We start from the raw sequence: 21527 nt of genomic DNA, 5'->3' as shown, positions 1-21527 counted from the left end.
ACACTTTAAATCCCGGGGAGGCGGACTAGTGAAGTCCTGCGCCGACCACCGGAACCTCAGGGGACCGTGACGGCACCCAGCCACCACCCACCTCGATACCCGCACCATTCGCCGGGACGCAACGCACACTTTTAATCCCGGGGAGGCGGACTAGCCGCCGGTGGCGGTGAAGTGTTGTAGGTCCACCGGGGTCGACCATTCGCCGCCCCATTTCCAGCCTATGGCCGCGAATGCCCGGACCGCGCCGTCGCCCGGGAGGATCATGCCGGGACGGACCTTCGCACGGTCCACATAGGACGAGGCCAGCTCCGGCAGGACGAGGTCGTCGCGGCGGTAGGGGTTCTGGAACGGGTTCACGTCGATCGCCAGGCCCAGCGCGTGGGCGGACCATCTCCCCAGCAACACCGCCGGACGGCAGACGAACGCCGTCGTGTTGTTGCCGTCGCCCGTCGGCGGTGCGGTGAGCTCGGCCGCGCGGACCACCCGCATCTCCTCGATCGGGAAGCGGGCGTCGAACAGGGACTTGAACGCGCGCGTCACGTCGGCGGCCACCGTGCGGGCCACGATCATCTCGCCGGTGTGCGCCCGGCCGTCGAAGCCCCAGAACGACATCGTCAGGTACCGCAGCTGCCCGGGCTCGACCGGGCAGTTCCTCCGCCACGTGCTGCGCGCCAGCACCGACGACGGCACCGGATCCGCGGTCGCCGCGTACCGGTTACCGCGCGGGGGCGGCAGGTGGTCGACCGTCGGCAGGCTGCGGTTCACCAGCGCCGGCGGCGTGGGCCGCACCTCGCCGTAGCCGTCCGGCCGCAGCGGCAGCGGGTCGGCGCCGGGGATCCACGACGGGCCGGCGGGAGGTGGGGAGAAAGGCGGGGAGTACGAGGGCGAAGGCGACGGAGGGGACGGACTGGACGAACAGCCGCCGGCCAGCAAGGCCAGCAACAGCACAATGCGCGACAAACCCACCCACCCAGCATGCCCGACCACCGAATTCACCTGGTTGAGCGACATGGTCAAGTTGACCCGGCGACGCCCCCACGAAAGCCTGCTTGGGCAGTGTCGACCAGTGTGAGGAGAAGACATGGGGGCCACCTCCCGGGTCACGCGGCTGCTCGTCGCGGCGAGCATCGTCGCCACCGGCGCCGTCGCCGTGGGGCTCAGCCAGGCCAACGCCGACCAGCAGATCGTCGGCGGCAACCGGGCCAGCATCGCCGACCACAGCTACGTCGTGTACCTGACCACCGCCGACGGGTTCCAGTACTGCGGCGGCACCCTCGTCGACGACAACAAGGTGGTCACCGCCGCCCACTGCGCGATCGGCAAGGCACCGGCGGACGTCCTGGTGGTTGCCGGCCGCGAGGACAAGGAGAGCGGCGCCGGCTTCACCAGCCCGGTCCGCGCGATCTGGATCCACCCGGACTTCAAGGGCGTCCGCTCCGGCGCCGACGTCGCCGTCCTCACGCTCACCAACCGCATGCCCTACCAGACGCTCGACCTCCCCGCGAAGAGCGACACCGAGTCCTACAAGGCCGGCACGGTCGGCCTCATCCTCGGCTGGGGCCGCACCGCCGCCGACGGCCAGCCGTCCCGCTTCCTGCTCAAGGCCGGCGTGCCCATCATCGCCGACGCCGACTGCGTGAAGTCCTACCCCGCCTACAAGTCCGCCGCGATGACCTGCGCGGGCGTGGCGCAGGGCGGCGTCGACTCGTGCCAGGGCGACTCCGGCGGCCCGCTCGTCGTCAACGGCAAGCTCGTCGGCATCACGTCGTGGGGCGAGGGCTGCGCGGCCCCGGGCAAGCCGGGCGTCTACACCCGGGTCGGCGCGTACGCCGACGTCCTCGAGCAACAGATCTGATATCACTCGGGGGTGAGCCAACCACGCTTCGCCGCCGGCGACGAGCTGCCGCCCGACCTGCTGTATGCCCTGCTCAAGCTGCGGGTCGACGTGTTCGTGGTGGAGCAGGAGTCCCCGTATCCCGACCTCGACGGCCGTGACCTGCGCGCGGACACGGGCCACTTCTGGTGGCCACCCACCGGCGAGCCGCGGGCGTACCTGCGCCTGCTCACCGAGCCGGGTGGCGGCTGGCGGATCGGCCGCGTGTGCACGGCCAAGGAGGCCCGCGGCGAGGGCCTCGGCGCGCTGCTGATGCGGACCGCGATGGCACGGGTCGGCGACGACGAGGTGGTGCTCGACGCGCAGACCTACGCCCAGCGGTTCTACGCGCGGTTCGGCTTCGAGCCGGAGGGCGAGCCGTTCGACGAGGACGGCATCGAGCACATCACGATGCGCCGCCCGGCGCGCACCGGGCGATCACCTCGACCGCCCGGGTCAGCTCGCCCTCGGTGAGGTCGGCGCGGGCGGTCAGGCGCAGGCGGGACACGTTGTCCGGCACCGACGGCGGCCGGAAGCAGCCCACCCACACGCCCGCGGCCCGGCAGTCCTCGGCCCAGCGGACCGCGGCCTCCGGCGACGGCGCCAGCACCGACACCACGGCGGCGGCCGGCTCGGTCACGGTCAGGCCCGCGGCACGCAGGCCGGACACCAGGGTCAGCGCGTTGGCGCGCACCCGGGACGGCAGGCCCGGCTCGTCCTTCAGCACGTGCAGCGCGGCCAGCGCGGCCGCCGTGCTCGCCGGCGCGAGGCCGGTGTCGAAGATGAAGCTCCGCGCCGAGTCGACGAGGTGCTTGATCACCCGTCGCGGCCCCAGCACCGCGCCGCCCTGCGCGCCGAGCGCCTTGGACAGCGTCACCGTGGTCACCACGTCCGGCTCACCGATCAGCCCGGCGTCGGCCACCGCGCCGCGGCCGCCCTCACCCAGCACGCCGAACCCGTGCGCGTCGTCCACGACGAGCGCCGCCCCGGTGGCCCGGCAGGCCTCGAACAGCGCGGGCAGCGGCGCGAGGTCCCCGTCGACCGAGAAGACCGAGTCGGTGACCATCAGGGCGCGGTCCGTCCGCCGGGTCCGCAGCGCGTGCGCGGCGGCCGTCGCATCGGCGTGGGCCACCACGGCCACGTCCGCCCGGGACAGCCGGCAGCCGTCGATCAGCGAGGCGTGCAGGTAGGCGTCCGTGACGATGGCGCTGCCCTTGCCGGACAGCGCGGTGAGCGCGCCCAGGTTCGCCGTGAACCCCGACGAGAACACCAACGCGGCCTGGGTGCCGCAGAACGCGGCCAGCTCGTGCTCCAGCTCGGTGTGCGCCTCGATGGTGCCTGTGACCAGCCGGGACCCGGTCGACCCCGCGCCCCAGCGCAGCGTCGCGGCCGCGGCGGCGCCGGTGACCCGCTTGTCCCGCGCCAGCCCGAGGTAGTCGTTGCCCGCCAGGTCCAGCAGGTCCGAGTCGGGGCGGCGGGGCCGCAGCCGGCGCGCGAGGCCGGCCTGCCGCCGCTCGTCGGCGCGGGTGTCCAGCCAGTCGAAAACCGAGGTCACGCGGTCGAGTCTGACACCCGCCGGGTCAGGCCCAGCTCGAGGCCGGGCGTGACGGATGGGAGTGTCGACCGGTTTGCCCGGTATACCCACTGGTAACAGTTCGGCATGATCCTTGCCCGCCCTCGGCGACAGCGGTTACGGTCCGGACCTGACGTGGTCGAGGTCACGTCGGAAGTTCGAGGTTGTACCGGGCTCAATGCGGAGCGGCCATGTCAGCAGCGCTCGAACCAGCAGCGCCAATCCTGTCGGTCAACAACCTCGAGGTCGTCTACGACGACGTGGTCCTCGTACTGCGTGGCCTGTCCCTCGAGGTGCCGGACGGCTCCATCGTCGCCCTGCTCGGGGCCAACGGGGCCGGCAAGACCACCCTGCTCCGCGCGGTCACGGGCCTCCTGTTCACCCACCGCGGCAAGATCACCAAGGGCACGGTCCGGGTCGGCGACGCGGACCTCACCGGCGCGGACCCGGCCGACGTCGTGCGGCACGGCGTCGGGCAGGTGATGGAGGGCCGGCGGATCTTCGCCGAGATGACCGTCGAGGAGAACCTCAGGGCCGGCGCGCACACCCGCCGGCGTGCCGAGTACCGCGAGTCCGTGAGCCGCGTGTTCGACCTCTTCCCGATCCTCGCCGAGCGCAGACGCTCGACCGCGGGCTACCTCTCCGGCGGCGAGCAGCAGATGCTCGCGATCGGCCGCGCGCTCATGGCCCGCCCCAGGCTCCTGCTCCTCGACGAGCCGTCGCTTGGTCTCGCGCCCAAGCTCGTCGAGCAGGTCCGCGAGATCGTCGTGCAGATCAACGAGCAGGGCACCAGCGTGCTGCTGGTCGAGCAGAACGCCGTGATGGCGCTGTCGATCGCGAGCTTCGGCTACGTCATGGAGGTCGGCAAGGTCGTCCGCGACGGCCCGGCCGCCGAGCTGCTCGTCGACGAGGACATCCGCGAGTTCTACCTGGGCTCGACCTCGGACACGGAGCGGCACTCGTTCGCGGAGGTCAAGAGCTACCGGAGGAAGAAGCGATGGAGCGCCTGACCGAGCAGGCGGAAACCCCCGTGGCGGAGCCGGAAGCGGCCCCGCCCCGGGAGACCCCCGCGCCGCTGCTGGAGGTGCGCGACCTGACGCTGACCTTCGGCGGGGTCACGGCGCTGGGCGGGGTGAGCTTCACCGTCGGCCGTGGCGAGCTGTTCGCGGTGATCGGCCCGAACGGCGCCGGCAAGACCTCGATCTTCAACTGCCTCAACGGCGTCTACCGCCCGCAGAAGGGCACGATCACCCTGGCCGGCAGGCGGATCAACGGCCGCTCGCCCGCGTCGATCGCCGCCATGGGCGTGGCCCGCACGTTCCAGAACCTCGGCCTGTTCGAGCAGCTCACGCTCATCGAGAACCTCATGCTCGGCCGGCATCACCTGATGCGCACCGGGATGCTCGCCGGGATGTTCTGGTGGGGCCGGGCCAAGCGCGAGGAGATCGAGCACCGCGCGGCCGTCGAGGAGATCGTCGAGCTGCTCGAGCTCGAGCCCTACCGCCGCATCCCCGCGGGCCTGCTCCCGTACGGCGTCGCCAAGCGAGCCGAGCTCGGCCGGGCGCTCGCGATGTCGCCGACCCTGCTGCTGCTCGACGAGCCGGTCGCCGGCATGAACGTTGAGGAGACCGAGGACATGGCCCGCTACCTCGTCGAGGTCCGCCGCGAGCTCGACCTGGCGATGATCCTGGTGGAGCACGACATGCGGCTCGTGATGGACCTCGCCGACCGGGTGCTGGCGCTGGACTTCGGCGTCCCGATCGCCACCGGCACGCCCGCGCGGATCCAGCAGGACCCCAAGGTGATCGAGGCCTACCTCGGAGGTGGCGCGTGACCGCGACCGTCGAGGAGGCCACCGGGACGGCGACGCTGGCCGCGCGGCTGCTGGAACACGCCGAGACCCGCGGTGACGTCGTCGCGATCCGGGAGAAGTACCGCGGCTGCTGGCGCGAGTGGACCTGGGCCGAGTACGCGAAACGCGTCGCGGACGTGGCCGCCGGGCTGCGCACGCTCGGCGTCGTGCCCGGCTCGCGGGTGGCGATCCACGCGGAGAACCGGCCGGAGTGGGTGATCGCCGACCTCGCCGTGCAGGGCCTGGGCGCGTGCGGCATCGGCGTCTACCCGACCTCGCCCGCGGCGGAGGTGGAGTACCTGCTCGCGCACTCGGCGGCCGAGGTGCTGATCGCCGAGGACGAGGAGCAGCTGGACAAGGCGCTCGCCGTGCGGGACAAGCTGCCGCTGCTGCGCCACATCGTCGTGATGGACCCGCGCGGGCTGCGCCTCGCCGATCTCCCCGGCGTGCTCACCTTCGCCGAGCTGGAGAAGCGCGGCCACACGCCGGAGTCGGCCGGCCGCTACGCCGACTCGGTCGCCGCGCTGGACCCCGACGCCACCGCCGTTCTCGTCTACACCTCCGGCACGACCGGCCCGCCGAAGGGCGCGATGATCTCGCAGCGCAACCTCGTCGCGTCCGGCCACGCGTTCGTCGAGGCGCTCGGCGCGGCGCGGGGCGACGAGGTGTTGAGCTACCTGCCGCTGTGTCATGTCGCCGAGCGGCTGATCTCGGTGATCGACGGCATCTGGGCCGGGCTCGTGGTCAACTTCGGCGAGGGCGGCCCGTCGTTCGCCAACGACCTGCGCGACGTCCAGCCGACCGTGTTCCTCGGCGTGCCGCGGGTGTGGGAGAAGATGCTCGCCACCGTCGAGATCCGGATGGCGGACGCCTCCTGGCTCAAGCGCGTGCTCTACCGCCTGTGCGTGCGCCAGGGCAGGCGGATCGCCCCGCGCCGGATGTCCGGCCGGCTCACGGCCGGCGACCGGGTGGTGCTCGCGGTGTGCGGGCTGCTGGTGTTCCGCGCGCTGCGCGAGCGGCTCGGCATGTCCCGGGTGCGCGCGCCGATCAGCGGTGCCGCGCCGATCGCGCCGCAGGTGCTGGAGTGGCTGTGGGCCATCGGGGTCCCGGTTCGCGAGGGCTACGGGCAGACCGAGGACACCGCGATCTGCACGCTCAACCCGCCCGGCGACGTCCGGCTCGGCACGGTCGGCACGGTCACCCCCGGCGTCGAGGTGAAGATCGCCGAGGACGGCGAGATCCTCACCCGCTCGGCCGGCGTGTTCCAGGGCTACCTCGACGACCCCGACGCGACCGCGGCGGCCGTCGACCCGGACGGCTGGCTGCACACCGGCGACGTCGGCGAGCTCGACGCGGACGGCTTCCTGCGGATCACCGACCGCAAGAAGGACATCATCATCACCGCCGGCGGCAAGAACGTCTCGCCGTCGGAGATCGAGAACCTGCTGAAGGTCTCGCCGTTCGTGCGCGAGGCGGTGGTGGTCGGCGACCGGCGTAAGTACCTGAGCGCGCTGATCGGCATCGAGCTCGACACGGTCGGCAACTGGGCCAGCAGGCGCGGTCTCGCGTACACGACCTACGCCGACCTGTCCGCGAAGCCCGACGTGCGGGCGCTGATCGACACGGTGGTGCGGGAGGCCAACGAGGAGCTCGCGCAGGTGGAGCGGATCAAGAGGTTCACCCTGATCGGCAAGGAGCTCGACCACGAGGACGGCGAGCTCACCGCCACCCAGAAGGTCAAGCGCCGGGCCATGGCCGAGCGGTTCGCGGCCGAGATCGAGGCGATGTACGCATGAGTGCCTTTCTCACCAACGTCTTCGCGGGGCTCGCTCTCGGCTCGACGTATGCCTTGGTGGCGCTGGGTTTCGTCGTCATCTACAAGTCCACCGGGGTCATCAACTTCGCCCAGGGCGGGCTGCTCGCGCTCGGCGCCTACCTCGGCTACACGTTCTCCAACAGCCTCGCGCTCGCGTTCGGCGTCGCGATCCTGCTCGCCTGCGCGGCCGCGGCCGTCGTCGGCGCGAGCGTGGAACGCCTGGTGCTGCGGCGGATGGTCGGCCAGCCGCCGTTCGCGGTCATCATGATCACCATCGGCCTGCTGTTCGTCATCGAGCCGCTGATCACCGCGATCTGGGGCTTCGACAACCTGCCGGTGAACAACCCGTGGAACATCCAGACCGTCGAGGTGGGCGGGCTCGTGCTCGGCGTGCGCGACCTGTGGACGATCGGGCTCACCGCGGCCGTCGTGGTCGCGTTCTTCCTGTTCTTCCGCTACACCTCGTTCGGCCTCGCGATGCGGGCCACCGCGTTCGACCCGGAAGCCGCGCTGGCGCAGGGGATCAGCGCCCGCCGGGTCTACGCGGTGTCCTGGGCGATCGCCGCCGCGCTCGCCACCCTGGCCGGCATCACGCTGGCCGCGGGGCCGGCCGGGCTCTCGCCGTCGATCAGCTTCATCGCGCTCGCCGCGTTCCCCGCGATGATCCTCGGCGGGCTGGACTCCCCGGCGGGGGCGGTGCTCGGCGGCCTGATCATCGGCCTCGCCGAGGCGCTCACCCGCGGCTACCAGGACCAGCTGTTCTCCTGGGCGGGCTCGAACGTCTCGCTCATCGTGCCCTACCTGCTGATGATCGTGATCCTGCTGATCCGGCCGTACGGGCTCCTCGGCACCAAGGACGTGAGGCGCATCTGATGGCAGCTCTGCTGACGCGGACGAAGGGCCGGACCGCGCGCCCGCACCGCAACCTGGTCCGCAGCTACGCCGAGGACCTGCGGCTCTTCGGCACGCCCGCGTCCCGGGTGGGGCTGGTGGCGATGCTCGCGGTCCTGCTGGTGCTGCCGACCGTGGTGCAGGACGACTTCTGGCTGTCCGTGCTGATCTACTCCGGCATCACCGCGATCGGCGCGATCGGGCTCAACCTGCTCACCGGCTACTGTGGACAGATCTCGCTCGGCCACAGCTTCTTCATCGGCGCGGGCGCCTACTGCGCGGCGCTGGTGGGCGGGGACGCCGGGCTGCCGCTTCCGTTGTGGCTGCTGGCCTCCGCCGCCGTCGGGGCCGTGCTCGGCGGGCTCATCGGGCCGTTCACGCTGCGGCTGCGCGGCCACTACCTGGCCATCGTCACGCTCGGGCTGATCTTCATCGGCGAGCACCTGTGGCGCAACCTCAAGGACGTCACCGGCGGCAACAACGGCACCTCGGTGCTCGCCCAGCCCACGATCGGCCCGGTCGACCTCGGTGCGATCAAGCTCGCCGGCGAGACCTACTCCCGCAACCAGGGCTACTTCTGGCTGGTCTGGGTGCTGGTGGCGGTGATCGCGCTGCTGGCGAAGAACCTGGCGCGCACCCGGCCGGGCCGGGCGCTGCGCGCGGTGCGGGACCACGACCAGGCCGCCGAGGTGATCGGCGTGCGGGCCGGCCGGTACAAGATCGGCGCGTTCATGGTGTCCAGCGCGATCGCCTCGATGGCCGGCGCGCTGTTCGGCTCCTACCAGCAGCACGTCAGTCCGGACGACTGGACGCTGCTGCTGTCCATCCAGTACATCGCGATCATCATCGTCGGCGGGCTGGGCACGATCTTCGGCTCGATCCTCGGCGCGATCTTCGTCGGTGCGCTGCCGGCCCTGATCGACGAGTACTCCAGCGCCATTCCCGGTGTCGCCACCGAGGCGGGCGGGGACGGCTTCATCAGCGTGTTCGCGCTCAACCAGGCCATCTTCGGCCTGTTGATCGTGCTCTTTCTCGTGTTCGAACCCAGAGGCTTGGCGGGCATCTGGTTCCGGGTCAAGGCCTACTTCAAGGCCTGGCCGTTCTCCTATTAACGCAAGGAGGCCCCCCAATGGTGCGGGTGACAAGGAAGAGGTTCGGGCTCGCCACGGTGCCACTGAGCCTGCTCGTGAGCGTGCTGCTGGCCGTCTCGGCCTGCGGTGGCGCCGGGCAGGACACCAGCGGTGGTGGTGGCAAGGCCGGCGCGCCGGGCAACACCGCCGGGTTCGACGGCAAGACGATCAAGCTCGGCATCCTCACCCCGCTCTCCGGCACGGTCGCCGTGATCGGGCAGCCGCTGACCGCGGGCAACGAGGTGTGGTTCGACGCGGTCAACGCGAAGGGCGGCATCGGCGGCAAGTACAAGGTCGAGCTGGTGCAGGAGGACACCCAGTACAAGTCCGACGTCGCGGTCCAGCAGTACAACAAGATCAAGAACGACGTGGTGGCGTTCACCCAGATCCTCGGCACCGCGCCGACCCTGGCCGTGCTGCCGCAGCTGCGCACCGACAAGATCCTCGCCGCGCCGGCGTCGCTGGACGCGCTGTGGGTGCGGGAGGAGAACCTGCTGCCGATCGGCGGGCCCTACCAGGTGCAGGCGATCAACGCGATGGACTACTACCTGACCGACGGTGGCGGCTCCAAGGACTCCCGGATCTGCACGATGATCCAGGACGACGTGTACGGCGAGGCGGGCCAGCAGGGCATCGACTTCGCCGCGGAGAAGTACGGCTTCAAGGTCGCCAACACGCAGAAGTTCAAGGTGGGCACGGAGAACTACGCCGGCCAGATCGGCGCGCTCGCCGGGGCCAGGTGCGAGTTCGTGTTCCTCGTGGCCACGCCGTCGGACGCGGCCAAGATCTGGGGGACCGCCGCGCAGGCCCGGTTCGCGCCGCAGTGGATCGGCCAGTCGCCGAGCTACACCGGGGCGCTCGCCCAGTCCGCCGTCGCGCCGTACATGCAGCAGCGCGTGCTGATCGCGGCCGAGGGCACGGAGTGGGGCGACGAGTCGGTGCCGGGCATGAAGCAGATGGTCGGCGACATGGCGAAGTTCGCGCCGAACGGGAAGCCGGACTACTACTTCGGGTTCGGCTACAACCAGGGCCGCGCGATGACCGCGGTGCTGGAGAAGGCCGTCGAGCTGGGCGACCTGTCCCGCGACGGCATCCTCAAGGCCTCCGAGCAGATCGGCACGGTGAACTTCGAGGGCCTCTCCGGTGATTACAAGTACGGGAAGGCGGCGGACCGCAATCCGCCCCGGGCGACCACCATCTTCAAGGTGGACCCGGCCAAGCCGTTCGGTCTGGCCAAGGTCAAGTACCTGCTCGAGTCGGACGCGGCCAAGCAGTTCGAGTTCAAGAAAGCGGATCTCTGACAACAAATAGTAAGAAATTTTTTCCCGGGAACCGGCCCGGCGTGGTCGAATATTCGACATGACGGCAACGGTGACGGTGATCGGCGTGAATGGCGACGATCTCCCGGCCGCAGCGGTGAACGCGCTTGCCGAAGCGCGGTTGGTGGTCGGTGGTCGCTCGGTGCTCATGCGTTGGGTGGCCGCCGCCCACAGCGCGGCCCGGTCCGACGGTGCCGCGCGGTCCGACAGTGCCGCCAGGTCGGACAGTGCCGTGCGGTCCGACAGCGCTGCCAGGTCGGACAGCGCGGGCCGGTCCGACAGCGCGGCTCGGTCGGACTGCGCTGCTTGGTCGGAGAGTGCCGGCCGGTCCGACTGTGCCGCCTGGTCGGACAGTGCTGGTCGGGCGGACAGCGCTGGTCGGTCCGACAGTGCGGCTCGGGATACGGCTCGGTCGGACGCGGTTCGGTCGGACAGCCTGGCGCTGCCGGGTGGGCCGCGGACGATCGAGCTGCCCGGCGCGGCCGAGCTGCCGGGCTCGGCGCTGGACGCGCTCGCGGCGTCGGTGGAGGCCGGCGAGCCCGCGGTCGTCCTCGCGGCGGGCGACCCGGGGTACTTCGGGGTGCTGCGGGCGTTGCGGGCGCGCAGCGTGCCGACCGTGTGCTGGCCCGCGGTCTCGCACCTGCAGCGCATCGCCGCGATGATCCAGCGGCCGTGGGACGACGTCACCGTCGTGGCCATGGGCGGCCGGGCGTTCCGCAAGGCGGTGAACGTCTGCCGGGCCCGGCCCGCGGTCGGCGTGCTCACCGCGCCCGGCGCGGGACCGGCCGAGCTCGGCGCGGCGCTCGTCGGCTGGCGGCGCACGCTCGTCGTGGTGCAGGACGTGGGCGGCCCGCACGAGGAGCTGTCCATTGTGGACCCCGCGGAGGCGGCCGCGCGGACCTGGCGGGAGCCGAGCATCGTGCTGTGCCTGGCCGACCTCGACCGGGTCGGGCCGGCGGGCTGGCTCGCCGGCGGTGAGCCGGTGCCGCCCGCGGACGGCTGGGCGCTCGGCCAGGAGAGCTTCACCCACCGCGAGGGCATGGGCGGCTCGCCGGAGCTGCGTGCGCTGGCGCTGGCCCGGCTCGCGCCCCGGCCCGGTGTGCTGGTCTGGGACGTGGCCGCGGGCTGCGGCGCGGTCGGCGTCGAGGCGGCGCGGCTGGGGGCCGCGGTGATCGCGGTGGAGAACGACCCGGGGCTGTGCGTGCGGATCGTGGCCAACGCCAAGCGGCACGGCGTGGACGTGCGGCTGGTGGACGGCCCGGTCCCGGAGGCGCTGGCGGGCCTGCCGAAGCCGGACGCGGTGTTCCTCGGCACCGCGCGCACCGACGTCGTGCGCAGCTGCGCGGGGCTCGGCGCGGCCCGGATCGTCGTCGAGGTGCACGAGCTCGGCAGCGTCGGCCCCGCCCGGGACGCGCTCGTCGACGCCGGCTACGTGGTGGACGGGCGGCTGGTGTTCGCCGCGCCGATCCACGGGCTCGCGAGCGGCGCCGCCGCGGTCGAGCAGGCCTCGTCGAACCTGCTGTTGTGGGGCACCCTGCGCTGACCGCGCGCGCTGCCCCCGGTGGGCCAAAACCGGTGGTCAGGCGGGCTCTGCGGCGAATTCCATCCGATAGTCGGGTGCCGGCCCCTGCCCGGTTTCCCCAGCGTGCGGCCGCAATCGTGGCCAGGTTCACCCGTTCGGACCACTACGAACGGGCGTTGTGGCTGGTGGTGAGCGCCTTGTAGCTATGAGTCAGCCCGTGAGGACACTGGCTCGCGGGACCGAACAAGGGAGAAGACATGGCTGAGGCAAGGCGCCTGCTCCGCCTGGCCGGGGTTGCCGCAGCGGTTCTCGCATCGGTCGGCGTGGCGGCGTCGGTGACCATGGCGAACGCGGACCAGTCGCCGACAGATGTTCAGCCGAAGATCATCGGTGGGGTGGAGACCACCATCGAGGAGAACCCGTTCGTGGTCGCGCTCACGTCGCCCACCGGGTTCCAGTTCTGCGGCGGCACGATCGTCGCGCCGACCAAGGTCCTCACCGCCGCGCACTGCACCGACGGCAGCGCGCCGGCGGACATCGTGGTGGTGGCCGGCCGGACGTCGCTGTCCGCGGGCGGCGGCACCAGCGCGGGGGTCACCGACATCTGGATCAACCCCAACTGGAACTCCGGCACGTTGACCAACGACGCGTCGGTGCTCACGCTCGACACGGCGCTGCCCGAGGCGCCGCTGGCGCTGGCCTCGCCGGCCGACGCCGACCTGTACACGGCCGGGGCGAACAGCACCGTGTACGGCTGGGGTGTCACGGAGAGCGGCTCGACCTCCGACACGCTGCGCAAGGTGGATTTGCCGGTGACCGCGGACGACGCGTGTGCCACGTCCTACCCGGGCTCGTTCGACCCCGCGTCGATGGTGTGCGCGGGGCTGGCCGCGGGTGGCAAGGACAGCTGCCAGGGCGACTCCGGTGGCCCGCTCGAGGGTGTGGCCGCGGACGGCACGCGCAAGCTGATCGGCATCGTGTCCTGGGGCCAGGGCTGCGCGGAGCCGAACTTCTACGGCGTGTACGGCCGGGTGTCGGCGATGTACGACCTGATCGCGGCACAGATCGGCTGACGCTCGTTCCCGTCGGGCCACCTCGCCTTCGGGCGGGGTGGCCCTTCGGTCATCCGAACCAGGGCGGCTCGTTGCCGGGCTTCCACTTGATGTTGCAGCCGATGCTGGCGAGCTGGCCGACCTCGATCTCCTCGCCGGCGATGACCGAGGCGATTGCGGCGTCGAGCTCGTCGCCGGTGACGGGGACGCCGTTGCCGGGCCGGGCGGCGTCGAAGCGGCCGCGGTAGACGAGCCTGCGGCCGGCGTCGAAGAGGAAGAAGTCGGGCGTGCAGGCGGCCTTGTAGGCGTGCGCGGCCGTCTGGTTCTCGTCGGAGACGTACGGGAAGGTCCAGCGCCAGGCCGTGGCGTTGGCGGCCATCCGCTCGGGCAGCTCGTCCGGGTAGGCCTGCGGGTCGTTGCTGTTGATGCCGATGACGCCCAGCCCCTGCCGGCGCCGGCGCGCGGCCGTCGCGCCGAGCGTGCCGGCGATGTGCCGGACGTAGGGGCAGTGGTTGCTGAGGAACGCGACCAGGGTGCCGCGCGGCCCGGCCGCCTTGTCGAACGTCCAGGTCGTCCCGTCCGGGTCGGGCAGCTCGAACGGGGGCGCCTCGGTGCCGAGGGGGACCATCGTGGAGTTGACGGAGACCATGTCGCGACCCTACCGGCCGCGTTGTGCATGCTTGTCCGCATGAGTGGAGAGGCGCACTACCTGGCCGGACTCGACCTGGCGGGCCGGCGGGTGGTGGTGATCGGCGGTGGCACGGTCGCGCAGCGGCGGCTGCCGCGGCTGGTGTCGTCGGGGGCGCGGGTCGAGCTGGTCTCGCCGTCGGTCACGCCGTCGGTGCAGACGCTGGCCGACTCGGGTGCGGTGGTCTGGCACCGGCGGCCCTACCAGCCGGGGGACCTCGAGGGTGCCTGGTACGTCCTGTGCTGCACGTCCTCCGCCGAGGTGAACGCTTCGGTGTCGGCGGAGGCCGAGCGCCTGCGCGTGTTCTGCGTCCGGGCCGACGCGGGGTCGCTCGGCTCGGCGGTGACGCCGGCCACCGGCAACCACGACGGCCTGCTGGTCGGCGTGCTGGCCGGGGGAGCGCACCGGCGCTCGGCGCTCGTGCGCGACTCTGTGCTCGCGGCCCTGCGTACCGGTGTCGTCCGGGACGTCGCCGGTGCGCCGCCGGTGGGCGTGGCCCTCGTGGGCGGGGGCCCGGGCGATCCCGACCTCATCACGGTGCGCGGCCGCCGCCTGCTGGCCCAGGCCGACGTGGTCGTCGCGGACCGGCTCGCGCCGGGCTCGCTGCTGGAGGAGCTGTCGCCGACGGTCGAGGTCGTCGACGCGGCCAAGATCCCCTACGGCCGGTCCGCGTCGCAGGATGCGATCAACGCGTTGTTGGTCTCGCATGCCCGGGCGGGGCGGTTCGTGGTCCGCCTCAAGGGCGGGGACCCGTTCGTGTACGGCCGCGGCTTCGAGGAGGTCCTGGCGTGTGCCGCCGCCGGCGTCCCGGTGACGGTGGTGCCCGGCGTGACGTCGGCCTTCGCCGTCCCGGCCGTCGCGGGTGTGCCGGTCACGCATCGAGGCGTGGCGCACGAGGTCGTGGTGGTGTCCGGCCACGTGCCCCCCGGCGACCCGACGTCCCTTGTGGACTGGAAGGCTCTCGCGACATTGCGCGGGACCCTGGTGCTGATGATGGCCGTGGAGCGGATCGCCCAGTTCGCGACGGTCCTTCTCGACGGCGGCCGCCCGTCGTCGACCCCGGTGGCCGTGATCCAGGAGGGAACGACCCGAGGCCAACGAGTCCTACGGTCTACATTGGACAAGGTGGCGGACGACATGGCGAGCCAAGGAATCCGCCCACCGGCGGTGATAGTGATAGGCCCGGTAGCCGCCCTGGGCGACGACCTCCCCGCCGTCCCCGACGACCTCGCCGACGCCTGACGGCGCGCGTTGCGAACCTGTCGGTGCCCCCACGTAGCGTTGAAAACGGGGGCTTCCGAGTTGTCCACAGGCGCCGCCGGGCGAGCGCGAAACTGTCGGTGCCGCGAGGTAAGGCGCGAATGGGCCGGCCCGCCGCGGACCGGAAAGCGGACTGCCGCGCTCGGGCGGACCCGGGCGCGGCAGTCGTTGTGCTGAGATCAGCGGTCGTGGCGGCGTGAGCGGCCGCCGGGGCGGGAGTTGAAGCGGCCGCCGCCGGAGCGGGGGCGGGTCGGGCGGTTGGCCGGCTCCGGGTCGACCACGGGGTCGCCGGACGGGGTGCGGGCGCCGGTGATGCGGACGAGGTCGGCGTCACCAGGGCGGACCTTGGTGCGCTCGGGCTCGACGCCGGCCTGCTCGGTCATGCGGAAGACCGTCCGTCGCTCCTGGTGGGTGACCACCGTGACGACCGTGCCCGACTCGCCGGCGCGTGCGGTGCGACCCGCGCGGTGCAGGTAGCCCTTGGCGTCGGCCGGCGGGTCGACGTGGACGACCAGGCTCACGCCGTCGACGTGGATGCCGCGGGCGGCGACGTCGGTGGCGATGAGCACCGGCAGCCGGCCGTCCTTGAACTCGCCCAGCACGCGGTTGCGCGCGCCCTGCGGCTTGCCGCCGTGCAGCGCGCCGGCGTGGACGCCGACCGCACGCAGCTGCTTGGTGAGCCGGTCGACGTGGTGCTTGGTGCGCAGGAACATGATCGTGCGCCCCTCGCGGGCCGCCATCTCGGCGACGACCGCCGCCTTGTCCTCACTGGACACCAGCAGCAAGTGGTGGTCCATTGTGGACACCGTGGCCGTGGCGGGCGACACCGAGTGGGTCACCGGGTCGGTGAGGTAGCGGTTGACGAGCTGGGCGACGTCGCGGTCCAGCGTGGCCGAGAACAGCATCCGCTGACCACCCTCCGGCACGAGGTCGAGGATGGCGCGGACCTGCGGCAGGAAGCCCATGTCGGCCATCTGGTCGGCCTCGTCCAGCGCGGTGAACCGGACGTCGTCGAGGACACAGGTGCCCTGCCGGACGTGGTCGGACAGCCGGCCGGGGGTGGCGATGAGCAGGTCGACCCCGCGGCGGAGCTGCTCGGCCTGCTTGCTGAACGACAGCCCGCCGACCACCGTGCGGCACCAGAGCCCGAGGGACCTGGCGAGCGGGGTGAGCGCGTCGGCGACCTGCATGGCCAGCTCACGCGTGGGCACGAGGATGAGTCCCCGCGGCCGCAACGGCTTGGCCTGGCCCTTGTGGAGCCGGGTGAGCAGCGCGAGCCCGAACGCGAGCGTCTTGCCGGACCCCGTCTGCGCGCGGCCGAGCACGTCGCGCCCGCCGAGCGCGTCGGGCAGGGTGGCCGACTGGATGGGGAACGGCTCGGTGATGCCGGACTCTTCGAGCGCCCGCAGCAGCGGCGTGGGCAGCCCGAGCTCGGCGAAGCTCACCTTGACGCGCTTGGCGTCCTCGGCGATCTCGCCGTCCCAGGTACCCGCCTGGTCCTGCGACCCCGCCACGGTGGAGCGGCGCTCGGCCCGCGGCGAGTCGGTGCGGCCGCGTGACCCACGCTCGGCCGCCGGGCGGTCGGTGAAGGCGCTGCGGTCGGTGAAGGAGCCCCGGTCGGCGGTGCGCCGGTCGGGACGTGCGTCCTCACGCCGGGGGCGACGGTCGTCGCTCCAGGAGTCGCGGCGCTGGGTGGGCTTGCGGTCGGCCGCGAACGGCTTGCGGCCGCGCTGGTCGTCCCGCCCGCCGGCGCCGGCGGGTGCGCCGTCGCGACCGCGGGTGTCGGAGCGGCGCGGGCCGTCGGTGCGGTACTGGCCACCGCCGGAGCGGTCGTCACGGCGGTCGCCGCGGGCATCGCCGCGTCGGTCGCGTGAGCCGTCGGTGGCGGAATCGCCACGGCCGTAGCGCGGGTTGTCACCCTGGCGCTGGTCGGTGCGGGGGTTCTCGGTGTAGCGGTTTTCGGTGGTGCGCGCCTTCTGGTGACGCGGCTTGGGGGTGCGCGCGGTTCGGCGCACGGCGGTGTTCGGCACGGAATCCTCTCCGATGTGGCACGTCTCGGGAGGCCTCTGCAGCAGCAGGCGAACATTCTCGCGCGGACGAGCCCAGCGCCTCGGTGGCGCCTCAGTGGTAATGGCATCGCTGGCCAACCGGCGTCCTCGCCGGGCGGGGAGCGGCACGGACCGCTCGCGATGCTGGATCAAGGTTACCTGATCGGTTCACCTGGTCCTCATCGCAGGTCGGTCCGCGCCGCTCCGGCCCGGTCAGTCGAGACCCGCCACGGCCAGCAGTTCTGTGGTCAGACGGTCCGGATCGGCCAGTTCGGGCCGCAGACCGCGGGACCGGAACCACGTCATGACGTTGGACACATCCCGTGCCAGGAACTCCGTCCCGCGCGGGTTGGCCACCATGTCGACGATCTGCGGCAGGTCGATCAACATCACCTGTCCCTCGTGGACCAGCAGGTTGTACGCCGACAGGTCGCCGTGCGTCATGCCCTCGCCGGCCAGCAGCTCGAGCGCGGCCACCAGCTGGTGCCACAGCTCCACCAGCTCGTCGCCGTCCGGGCGCAGCTCGGCCAGCCGCGGCGCGGCCTCGCCGAGTTCGTCGCCCAGGAACTCCATCAGCAGCTCCGTGCCGCTGCGCTGCACCGGGTAGGGCACCGGCGCCCCGACCGCCCACAGCCGGGACAGCGCCGCGAACTCCGCCACCGCCCACCGCTCGGCGATGAGGTTGCGCCCGAACGCCGTCCGGTTGGCCATCGCGCGCATCTCGCGGCTCCGGCGCACCCGGCGGCCCTCGAGGTAGCCGGCGTCCCGGTGGAACATCCGGTGCTCGTTGCTGCGGTACCGCTTGGCGGCCATGACGGATCCTCGGTCGGTGTCGGGCACCGCCCGCCGGATCAGGTGGACATCGGCCTCCTTGCCTGTCTTCAGCACCCCCAGCTCGGTGTCGGCCGCGGCCAGCTCGGTGACGACCCAGCCGGGCCGCGGGTGCGGACCCTGCTCGCCGTCGCCCCACGTGGTCCAGCGGTCGGTGCCGGCGGGCAGCTCGGGGCCTGCCAGCGCGCTGTCGCGCACCGCGGCGAGCCGGGCGCGTTCTTGCTCGGTGAGCCGGCCCGCGCGGGTGGTCTCCTGGTCGAAGTCGCCCTCGACGGAACGGGCGGCCTCGGACCGCTTCGGTTTGCGTGGACGGGACCGCCGGGTGTCGGACGGGTTCTCGTCGTCCAGATAGTCATCGATGTCGTGCGAACGCACGGTGGGTTCTCCTCGGATCAAGGAATGAGCGCCCCACCGGCGCGTGGCTACGACACGACCAGGCGACTGTCAGCGGGGCGGGCGGACGCGGGCATGAGGCGTCCAGGCGACGGCTCTAGTCACAAGACACCTCCCTGCTCGTCCGCCGGCGAACCACCGGCGCGCTGATCCAACGTCAGCAGGTTCCCCGACCTGCCGGCGCGACGCAACCGAATTAACTGTGCGGCGAGCCCACACAGAACTCGTTGCCCTCGGGGTCCTGTAAGACCGTCCACGTGAGGCCGGGCACCGTGTGCTCCTGGCCCTTGGTGGCCCCCAGCGCCACCAGCCGCTCGATCTCCGCCTCGCGGTCGGCGGTGGCGAAGTCGAGGTGCACCCTGTTCTTGCCGGCCCGCTCCTCGGGCACCTTCTGCAGGCCGAGGTAGGGCTGGGCCGGGTCGGCCGCCGAGCGCAGCTGCACGAAGTAGCCCTCGGCGTCGAACGCCACCTCGAGGTCGAGCGCCTTGGTCCAGAACTCCGCCAGCGTGCGCGGCTCCGCGCAGTCGATGGTGATCCCACCCATGTTCAGGTTCATGCGAAGCACGGTAGAAGACCCCACCGACAAAAATGGACGCGTGCGGACCATCGACTGGCGCGACGACCACATCGTCGCGATCGACCAGACCAAGCTGCCCGGCGAGCTCGTCGAGCTGGCCATCTTCTCCGTCGAGGACCTGGTCGACGCGATCAGGCGGCTCGCCATCCGCGGCGCCCCGGCGCTGGGTGCGGCCGGCGCGCTCGGCGCGGCCATGGCCGCTCGCGACGACCCCGGGCACCGCGACCTCGCGCTGGCCGGGCTGCGGGCGGCCCGGCCCACCGCGGTCAACCTCGCCTGGGGTGTCGACCGGGCCGCCGCGCGCCTCGCCGAGGGCCCGGACGCCGTGCTGCGCGAGGCGCTCGACGTGCTCGAGGAGGACGCCGTCCGCAACCGCAGGCTCGCCGAGCGCGGCGCCGACTGGCTGGCCGCCCAGCTCCAGCGGCCGGCGAACGTCCAGACCCACTGCAACGCCGGCGCCCTGGCCTGCGTCGAGTGGGGCACCGCGCTCGGCATCGTCCGCGCCCTGCACGAGCGCGGCCGGCTCGGCCACGTCTACGTCGACGAGACCCGCCCGCTGCTGCAGGGCTCCCGGCTCACCTCCTGGGAGCTCACCGAGCTCGGCGTCGACCACACGCTGGTCATCGACGCCGCGGCCGCGACCGTGCTGGCCAGGGGCCTCGCCAACGCGGTCGTCGTCGGCGCCGACCGGATCACCGCGAACGGCGACGTGGTCAACAAGATCGGCACGTTCCCGCTGGCCCTGGCCGCCGCGCGGGCGGGCGTGCCGTTCGTGGTGGCCGCGCCCGAGTCGACGATCGACCCCGCGACCGAGTCCGGTCTGGACGTGGAGATCGAGGTCCGCGACGGCCGGGAGGTGCTCGCCATCGGCGGCCTGCCCGGGACCGCGACGCTCAACTACGCCTTCGACGTCACACCGGCCGACCTCGTCACCGCGATCGTCACCGAGGACCGGCTGATCCGGCCGGCGCTGGGGGAGCGGCCCGCGTAACCCGTTGGAGCGGGCGGGTGTCGGGTCACTACTCTTGCCGCAGCCTCTTGACAAGGAGTACAGCCGTGATCACCAGGATGTCGTCGCTGTTCCTGCGCACCCTGCGGGAGGATCCGGCGGACGCCGAGGTGCCCAGCCACAAGCTGCTGGTCCGCGCCGGCTACGTCCGCCGCGTCGCCCCGGGCGGATACTCCTGGCTGCCGCTGGGCCTGCGCGTGCTCCGCAACGTCGAGCGGGTGGTGCGCGAGGAGATGGACGCCATGGGCGCCCAGGAGATCCAGTTCCCCGCGCTGCTGCCCCGCGAGCCCTACGAGGTCACCGGCCGCTGGACCGAGTACGGCGACAACGTGTTCCGGCTCAAGGACCGCAAGAACGCCGACTACATGCTCGGCCCCACCCACGAGGAGCTGTTCACGCTCACCGTCAAGGGGGAGTACAGCTCGTACAAGGACTATCCCGTTGTCCTGTACCAGATCCAGACCAAGTACCGCGACGAGGCGCGGCCCCGCGCGGGCATCCTGCGCGGCCGCGAGTTCCTGATGAAGGACTCCTACTCCTTCGACCTCGACGACGAGGGCCTGTCGCGGTCCTACCAGCACCACCGCGACGCCTACATCAAGATCTTCGACCGGCTCGGGCTCGACTACGTGATCGTGTCGGCGATGTCCGGCGCCATGGGCGGGTCCGCGTCCGAGGAGTTCCTCGCCGAGGCCGAGACCGGCGAGGACACCTTCGTGCGCAGCACCGACTCCGGCTACGCGGCCAACGTCGAGGCGGTGGTCACCCCCGCGCCGCCCGCACAGTCCATTGAGGACAAGCCGGCCGCGCAGGTGCACCACACGCCCGACACGCCCACGATCGAGTCGCTCGTGACGTTCCTCAACGGCGCCGGGCTCGGCCGCACCTTCACCGCCGCCGACACGCTCAAGAACGTGCTGCTCAAGACCCGCGCGCCCGGCGAGGACAAGTGGGAGCTGCTGGCCGTCGGCGTGCCGGGGGACCGCGAGGTCGACACCAAGCGCCTCGAGGCAGCGCTGGAGCCGCGGGCGGTGGCCATGCTCGAGGAGGCCGACTTCGCCGCCAACCCCTTCCTCGTGAAGGGCTACATCGGGCCGAAGGCGTTGCAGGACAACGGGGTGCGCTACCTGGTGGACCCGCGGGTGGTCACCGGCAGCGCGTGGGTCACCGGCGCGGACAAGCCCGACCACCACGTCGTCGACCTCGTCGTGGGCCGCGACTTCACCCCCGACGGCACGATCGAGGCCGCCGAGGTGCGGGCGGGCGACCCCTCGCCGGACGGGCAGGGCACGCTGGTGGCGGCGCGCGGCATCGAGATCGGCCACATCTTCCAGCTGGGCCGCAAGTACTCCGACGCCTTCTCCCTCGACGCGCTCGGCGCCGACAGCAAGCCGGTCCGGATCACGATGGGCTCCTACGGCGTCGGCGTGTCCCGCCTGGTGGCCGTGATCGCCGAGCAGTCCCACGACGGCAGCGGGCTGATCTGGCCCCGCGCGGTGGCGCCGGCCGACGTGCACGTGGTGATCGCCGGCAAGGACGAGTCGATCCGCGAGGGCGGCGCGCAGCTGGCCGCCCGGCTGGACGAGGCCGGCCTGTCGGTCCTGCTCGACGACCGCACCGCCACGCCGGGGGTGAAGTTCGCCGACGCGGAGCTGATCGGCGTGCCCACCATCGTGGTCGTGGGCCGGGGCCT

General features: G+C 72.3%; 19 protein-coding genes. 13 read left to right on the top strand and 6 right to left on the bottom strand.

All coding sequences use genetic code 11. The annotated features are described in order from the left end of the window. Positions 1-150: 150 nt before the first annotated feature. Positions 151-966 carry a M15 family metallopeptidase gene (locus tag VGD70_RS10270; protein WP_331080478.1) on the bottom strand — a complete coding sequence of 272 codons (816 nt, stop codon included), beginning with the start codon at positions 964-966 and terminating at the stop codon, positions 151-153. A gap of 115 nt (positions 967-1081) precedes the next feature. Here VGD70_RS10270 and VGD70_RS10265 point away from each other — a divergent pair, with 115 nt between their 5' ends. Together VGD70_RS10265 and VGD70_RS10260 are read left to right on the top strand one after the other, a co-directional pair. Continuing rightward, positions 1082-1855, top strand: coding sequence for a serine protease (locus VGD70_RS10265; RefSeq protein ID WP_331080476.1), 774 nt, complete (start codon positions 1082-1084; stop codon positions 1853-1855). Between the two features lie 12 nt (positions 1856-1867). Next, positions 1868-2347, top strand: a complete 480-nt coding sequence (locus VGD70_RS10260; RefSeq protein WP_331080474.1) for a GNAT family N-acetyltransferase — start codon at positions 1868-1870, stop codon at positions 2345-2347. On the opposite strand, the gene VGD70_RS10255 is transcribed toward VGD70_RS10260, so the two are convergent. Further along, the gene (locus VGD70_RS10255) at positions 2280-3428 is read right to left on the bottom strand and encodes an 8-amino-7-oxononanoate synthase (RefSeq protein ID WP_331080472.1); all 1149 of its coding nucleotides are present in this window, start codon (positions 3426-3428) and stop codon (positions 2280-2282) included. The genes VGD70_RS10260 and VGD70_RS10255 overlap by 68 nt on opposite strands. Positions 3429-3667: 239 nt before the next feature. Between VGD70_RS10255 and VGD70_RS10250 the strand changes: the two genes are divergently transcribed. The 8 genes from VGD70_RS10250 to VGD70_RS10215 all read left to right on the top strand — a co-directional run bounded on the left by VGD70_RS10250 (position 3668) and on the right by VGD70_RS10215 (position 13049). Beyond that, the gene (locus VGD70_RS10250; RefSeq protein ID WP_331080482.1) at positions 3668-4456 is read left to right on the top strand and encodes an ABC transporter ATP-binding protein; all 789 of its coding nucleotides are present in this window, start codon (positions 3668-3670) and stop codon (positions 4454-4456) included. Continuing rightward, a complete protein-coding gene (locus tag VGD70_RS10245) occupies positions 4444-5280 on the top strand; it encodes an ABC transporter ATP-binding protein (RefSeq protein ID WP_331080470.1) in 837 nt (278 codons plus the stop codon). Before VGD70_RS10250 ends, VGD70_RS10245 begins: the two co-directional genes overlap by 13 nt. Then, positions 5277-7094, top strand: coding sequence for an AMP-dependent synthetase/ligase (locus VGD70_RS10240; protein ID WP_331080469.1), 1818 nt, complete (start codon positions 5277-5279; stop codon positions 7092-7094). The genes VGD70_RS10245 and VGD70_RS10240 overlap by 4 nt, the downstream gene beginning before the upstream one ends. Further along, positions 7091-7987 (top strand): branched-chain amino acid ABC transporter permease, encoded by an 897-nt coding sequence (locus VGD70_RS10235; RefSeq protein ID WP_331080467.1) that lies wholly within the window; start codon positions 7091-7093, stop codon positions 7985-7987. The genes VGD70_RS10240 and VGD70_RS10235 overlap by 4 nt, the downstream gene beginning before the upstream one ends. Then, a complete protein-coding gene (locus VGD70_RS10230; protein ID WP_331080465.1) occupies positions 7987-9117 on the top strand; it encodes a branched-chain amino acid ABC transporter permease in 1131 nt (376 codons plus the stop codon). Before VGD70_RS10235 ends, VGD70_RS10230 begins: the two co-directional genes overlap by 1 nt. Positions 9118-9143: 26 nt before the next feature. Then, positions 9144-10436 (top strand): ABC transporter substrate-binding protein, encoded by a 1293-nt coding sequence (locus VGD70_RS10225; RefSeq protein WP_331080463.1) that lies wholly within the window; start codon positions 9144-9146, stop codon positions 10434-10436. A gap of 58 nt (positions 10437-10494) precedes the next feature. After that, positions 10495-11997, top strand: a complete 1503-nt coding sequence (locus VGD70_RS10220; RefSeq protein WP_331080461.1) for an SAM-dependent methyltransferase — start codon at positions 10495-10497, stop codon at positions 11995-11997. Between the two features lie 236 nt (positions 11998-12233). Then, positions 12234-13049 (top strand): serine protease, encoded by an 816-nt coding sequence (locus VGD70_RS10215; protein ID WP_331080460.1) that lies wholly within the window; start codon positions 12234-12236, stop codon positions 13047-13049. A 49-nt stretch (positions 13050-13098) separates the two neighbouring features. Here VGD70_RS10215 and VGD70_RS10210 read toward each other — a convergent pair whose 3' ends face one another. Further along, the gene (locus tag VGD70_RS10210) at positions 13099-13677 is read right to left on the bottom strand and encodes a thioredoxin family protein (protein WP_331080458.1); all 579 of its coding nucleotides are present in this window, start codon (positions 13675-13677) and stop codon (positions 13099-13101) included. A gap of 39 nt (positions 13678-13716) precedes the next feature. On the opposite strand from VGD70_RS10210, the gene cobA reads away from it, so the two are divergent. Then, positions 13717-14958, top strand: coding sequence for a uroporphyrinogen-III C-methyltransferase (cobA, locus tag VGD70_RS10205; RefSeq protein WP_331080456.1), 1242 nt, complete (start codon positions 13717-13719; stop codon positions 14956-14958). A gap of 197 nt (positions 14959-15155) precedes the next feature. On the opposite strand, the gene VGD70_RS10200 is transcribed toward cobA, so the two are convergent. From VGD70_RS10200 to VGD70_RS10190, 3 genes are all read right to left on the bottom strand, one after another. After that, on the bottom strand, positions 15156-16448 hold the full coding sequence (locus VGD70_RS10200) for a DEAD/DEAH box helicase (protein ID WP_331080480.1): 1293 nt from the start codon (positions 16446-16448) through the stop codon (positions 15156-15158). A gap of 789 nt (positions 16449-17237) precedes the next feature. Beyond that, positions 17238-18230 (bottom strand): serine protein kinase RIO, encoded by a 993-nt coding sequence (locus VGD70_RS10195; RefSeq protein ID WP_331080454.1) that lies wholly within the window; start codon positions 18228-18230, stop codon positions 17238-17240. 214 nt (positions 18231-18444) lie between these two features. After that, on the bottom strand, positions 18445-18804 hold the full coding sequence (locus VGD70_RS10190) for a VOC family protein (protein WP_331080452.1): 360 nt from the start codon (positions 18802-18804) through the stop codon (positions 18445-18447). Here VGD70_RS10190 and mtnA point away from each other — a divergent pair. Together mtnA and VGD70_RS10180 are read left to right on the top strand one after the other, a co-directional pair. Continuing rightward, a complete protein-coding gene (gene mtnA, locus VGD70_RS10185; protein WP_331080450.1) occupies positions 18803-19816 on the top strand; it encodes an S-methyl-5-thioribose-1-phosphate isomerase in 1014 nt (337 codons plus the stop codon). The genes VGD70_RS10190 and mtnA overlap by 2 nt on opposite strands. Positions 19817-19881: 65 nt before the next feature. Beyond that, on the top strand, positions 19882-21527 hold a 1646-nt coding region (locus tag VGD70_RS10180; RefSeq protein ID WP_331080448.1), incomplete at its 3' end, for a proline--tRNA ligase.

Source organism: Actinophytocola sp. (assembly GCF_036402745.1).
Lineage (GTDB): Bacteria > Actinomycetota > Actinomycetes > Mycobacteriales > Pseudonocardiaceae > Actinophytocola.
Note: the sequence above shows the minus strand (reverse complement) of the source record. Positions and strands in the feature narration are given on the sequence as shown.

Coding starts and splice junctions, on each gene's coding strand:
- VGD70_RS10265 (WP_331080476.1), top strand. CDS start 1,082: ATGGGGGCCACCTCCCGGGTCACGCGGCTGCTCGTCGCGGCGAGCATC.
- VGD70_RS10245 (WP_331080470.1), top strand. CDS start 4,444: ATGGAGCGCCTGACCGAGCAGGCGGAAACCCCCGTGGCGGAGCCGGAA.
- VGD70_RS10235 (WP_331080467.1), top strand. CDS start 7,091: ATGAGTGCCTTTCTCACCAACGTCTTCGCGGGGCTCGCTCTCGGCTCG.
- VGD70_RS10230 (WP_331080465.1), top strand. CDS start 7,987: ATGGCAGCTCTGCTGACGCGGACGAAGGGCCGGACCGCGCGCCCGCAC.
- VGD70_RS10220 (WP_331080461.1), top strand. CDS start 10,495: ATGACGGCAACGGTGACGGTGATCGGCGTGAATGGCGACGATCTCCCG.
- VGD70_RS10215 (WP_331080460.1), top strand. CDS start 12,234: ATGGCTGAGGCAAGGCGCCTGCTCCGCCTGGCCGGGGTTGCCGCAGCG.
- VGD70_RS10210 (WP_331080458.1), bottom strand. CDS start 13,677: ATGGTCTCCGTCAACTCCACGATGGTCCCCCTCGGCACCGAGGCGCCC.
- cobA (WP_331080456.1), top strand. CDS start 13,717: ATGAGTGGAGAGGCGCACTACCTGGCCGGACTCGACCTGGCGGGCCGG.
- mtnA (WP_331080450.1), top strand. CDS start 18,803: ATGCGAAGCACGGTAGAAGACCCCACCGACAAAAATGGACGCGTGCGG.
- VGD70_RS10190 (WP_331080452.1), bottom strand. CDS start 18,804: ATGAACCTGAACATGGGTGGGATCACCATCGACTGCGCGGAGCCGCGC.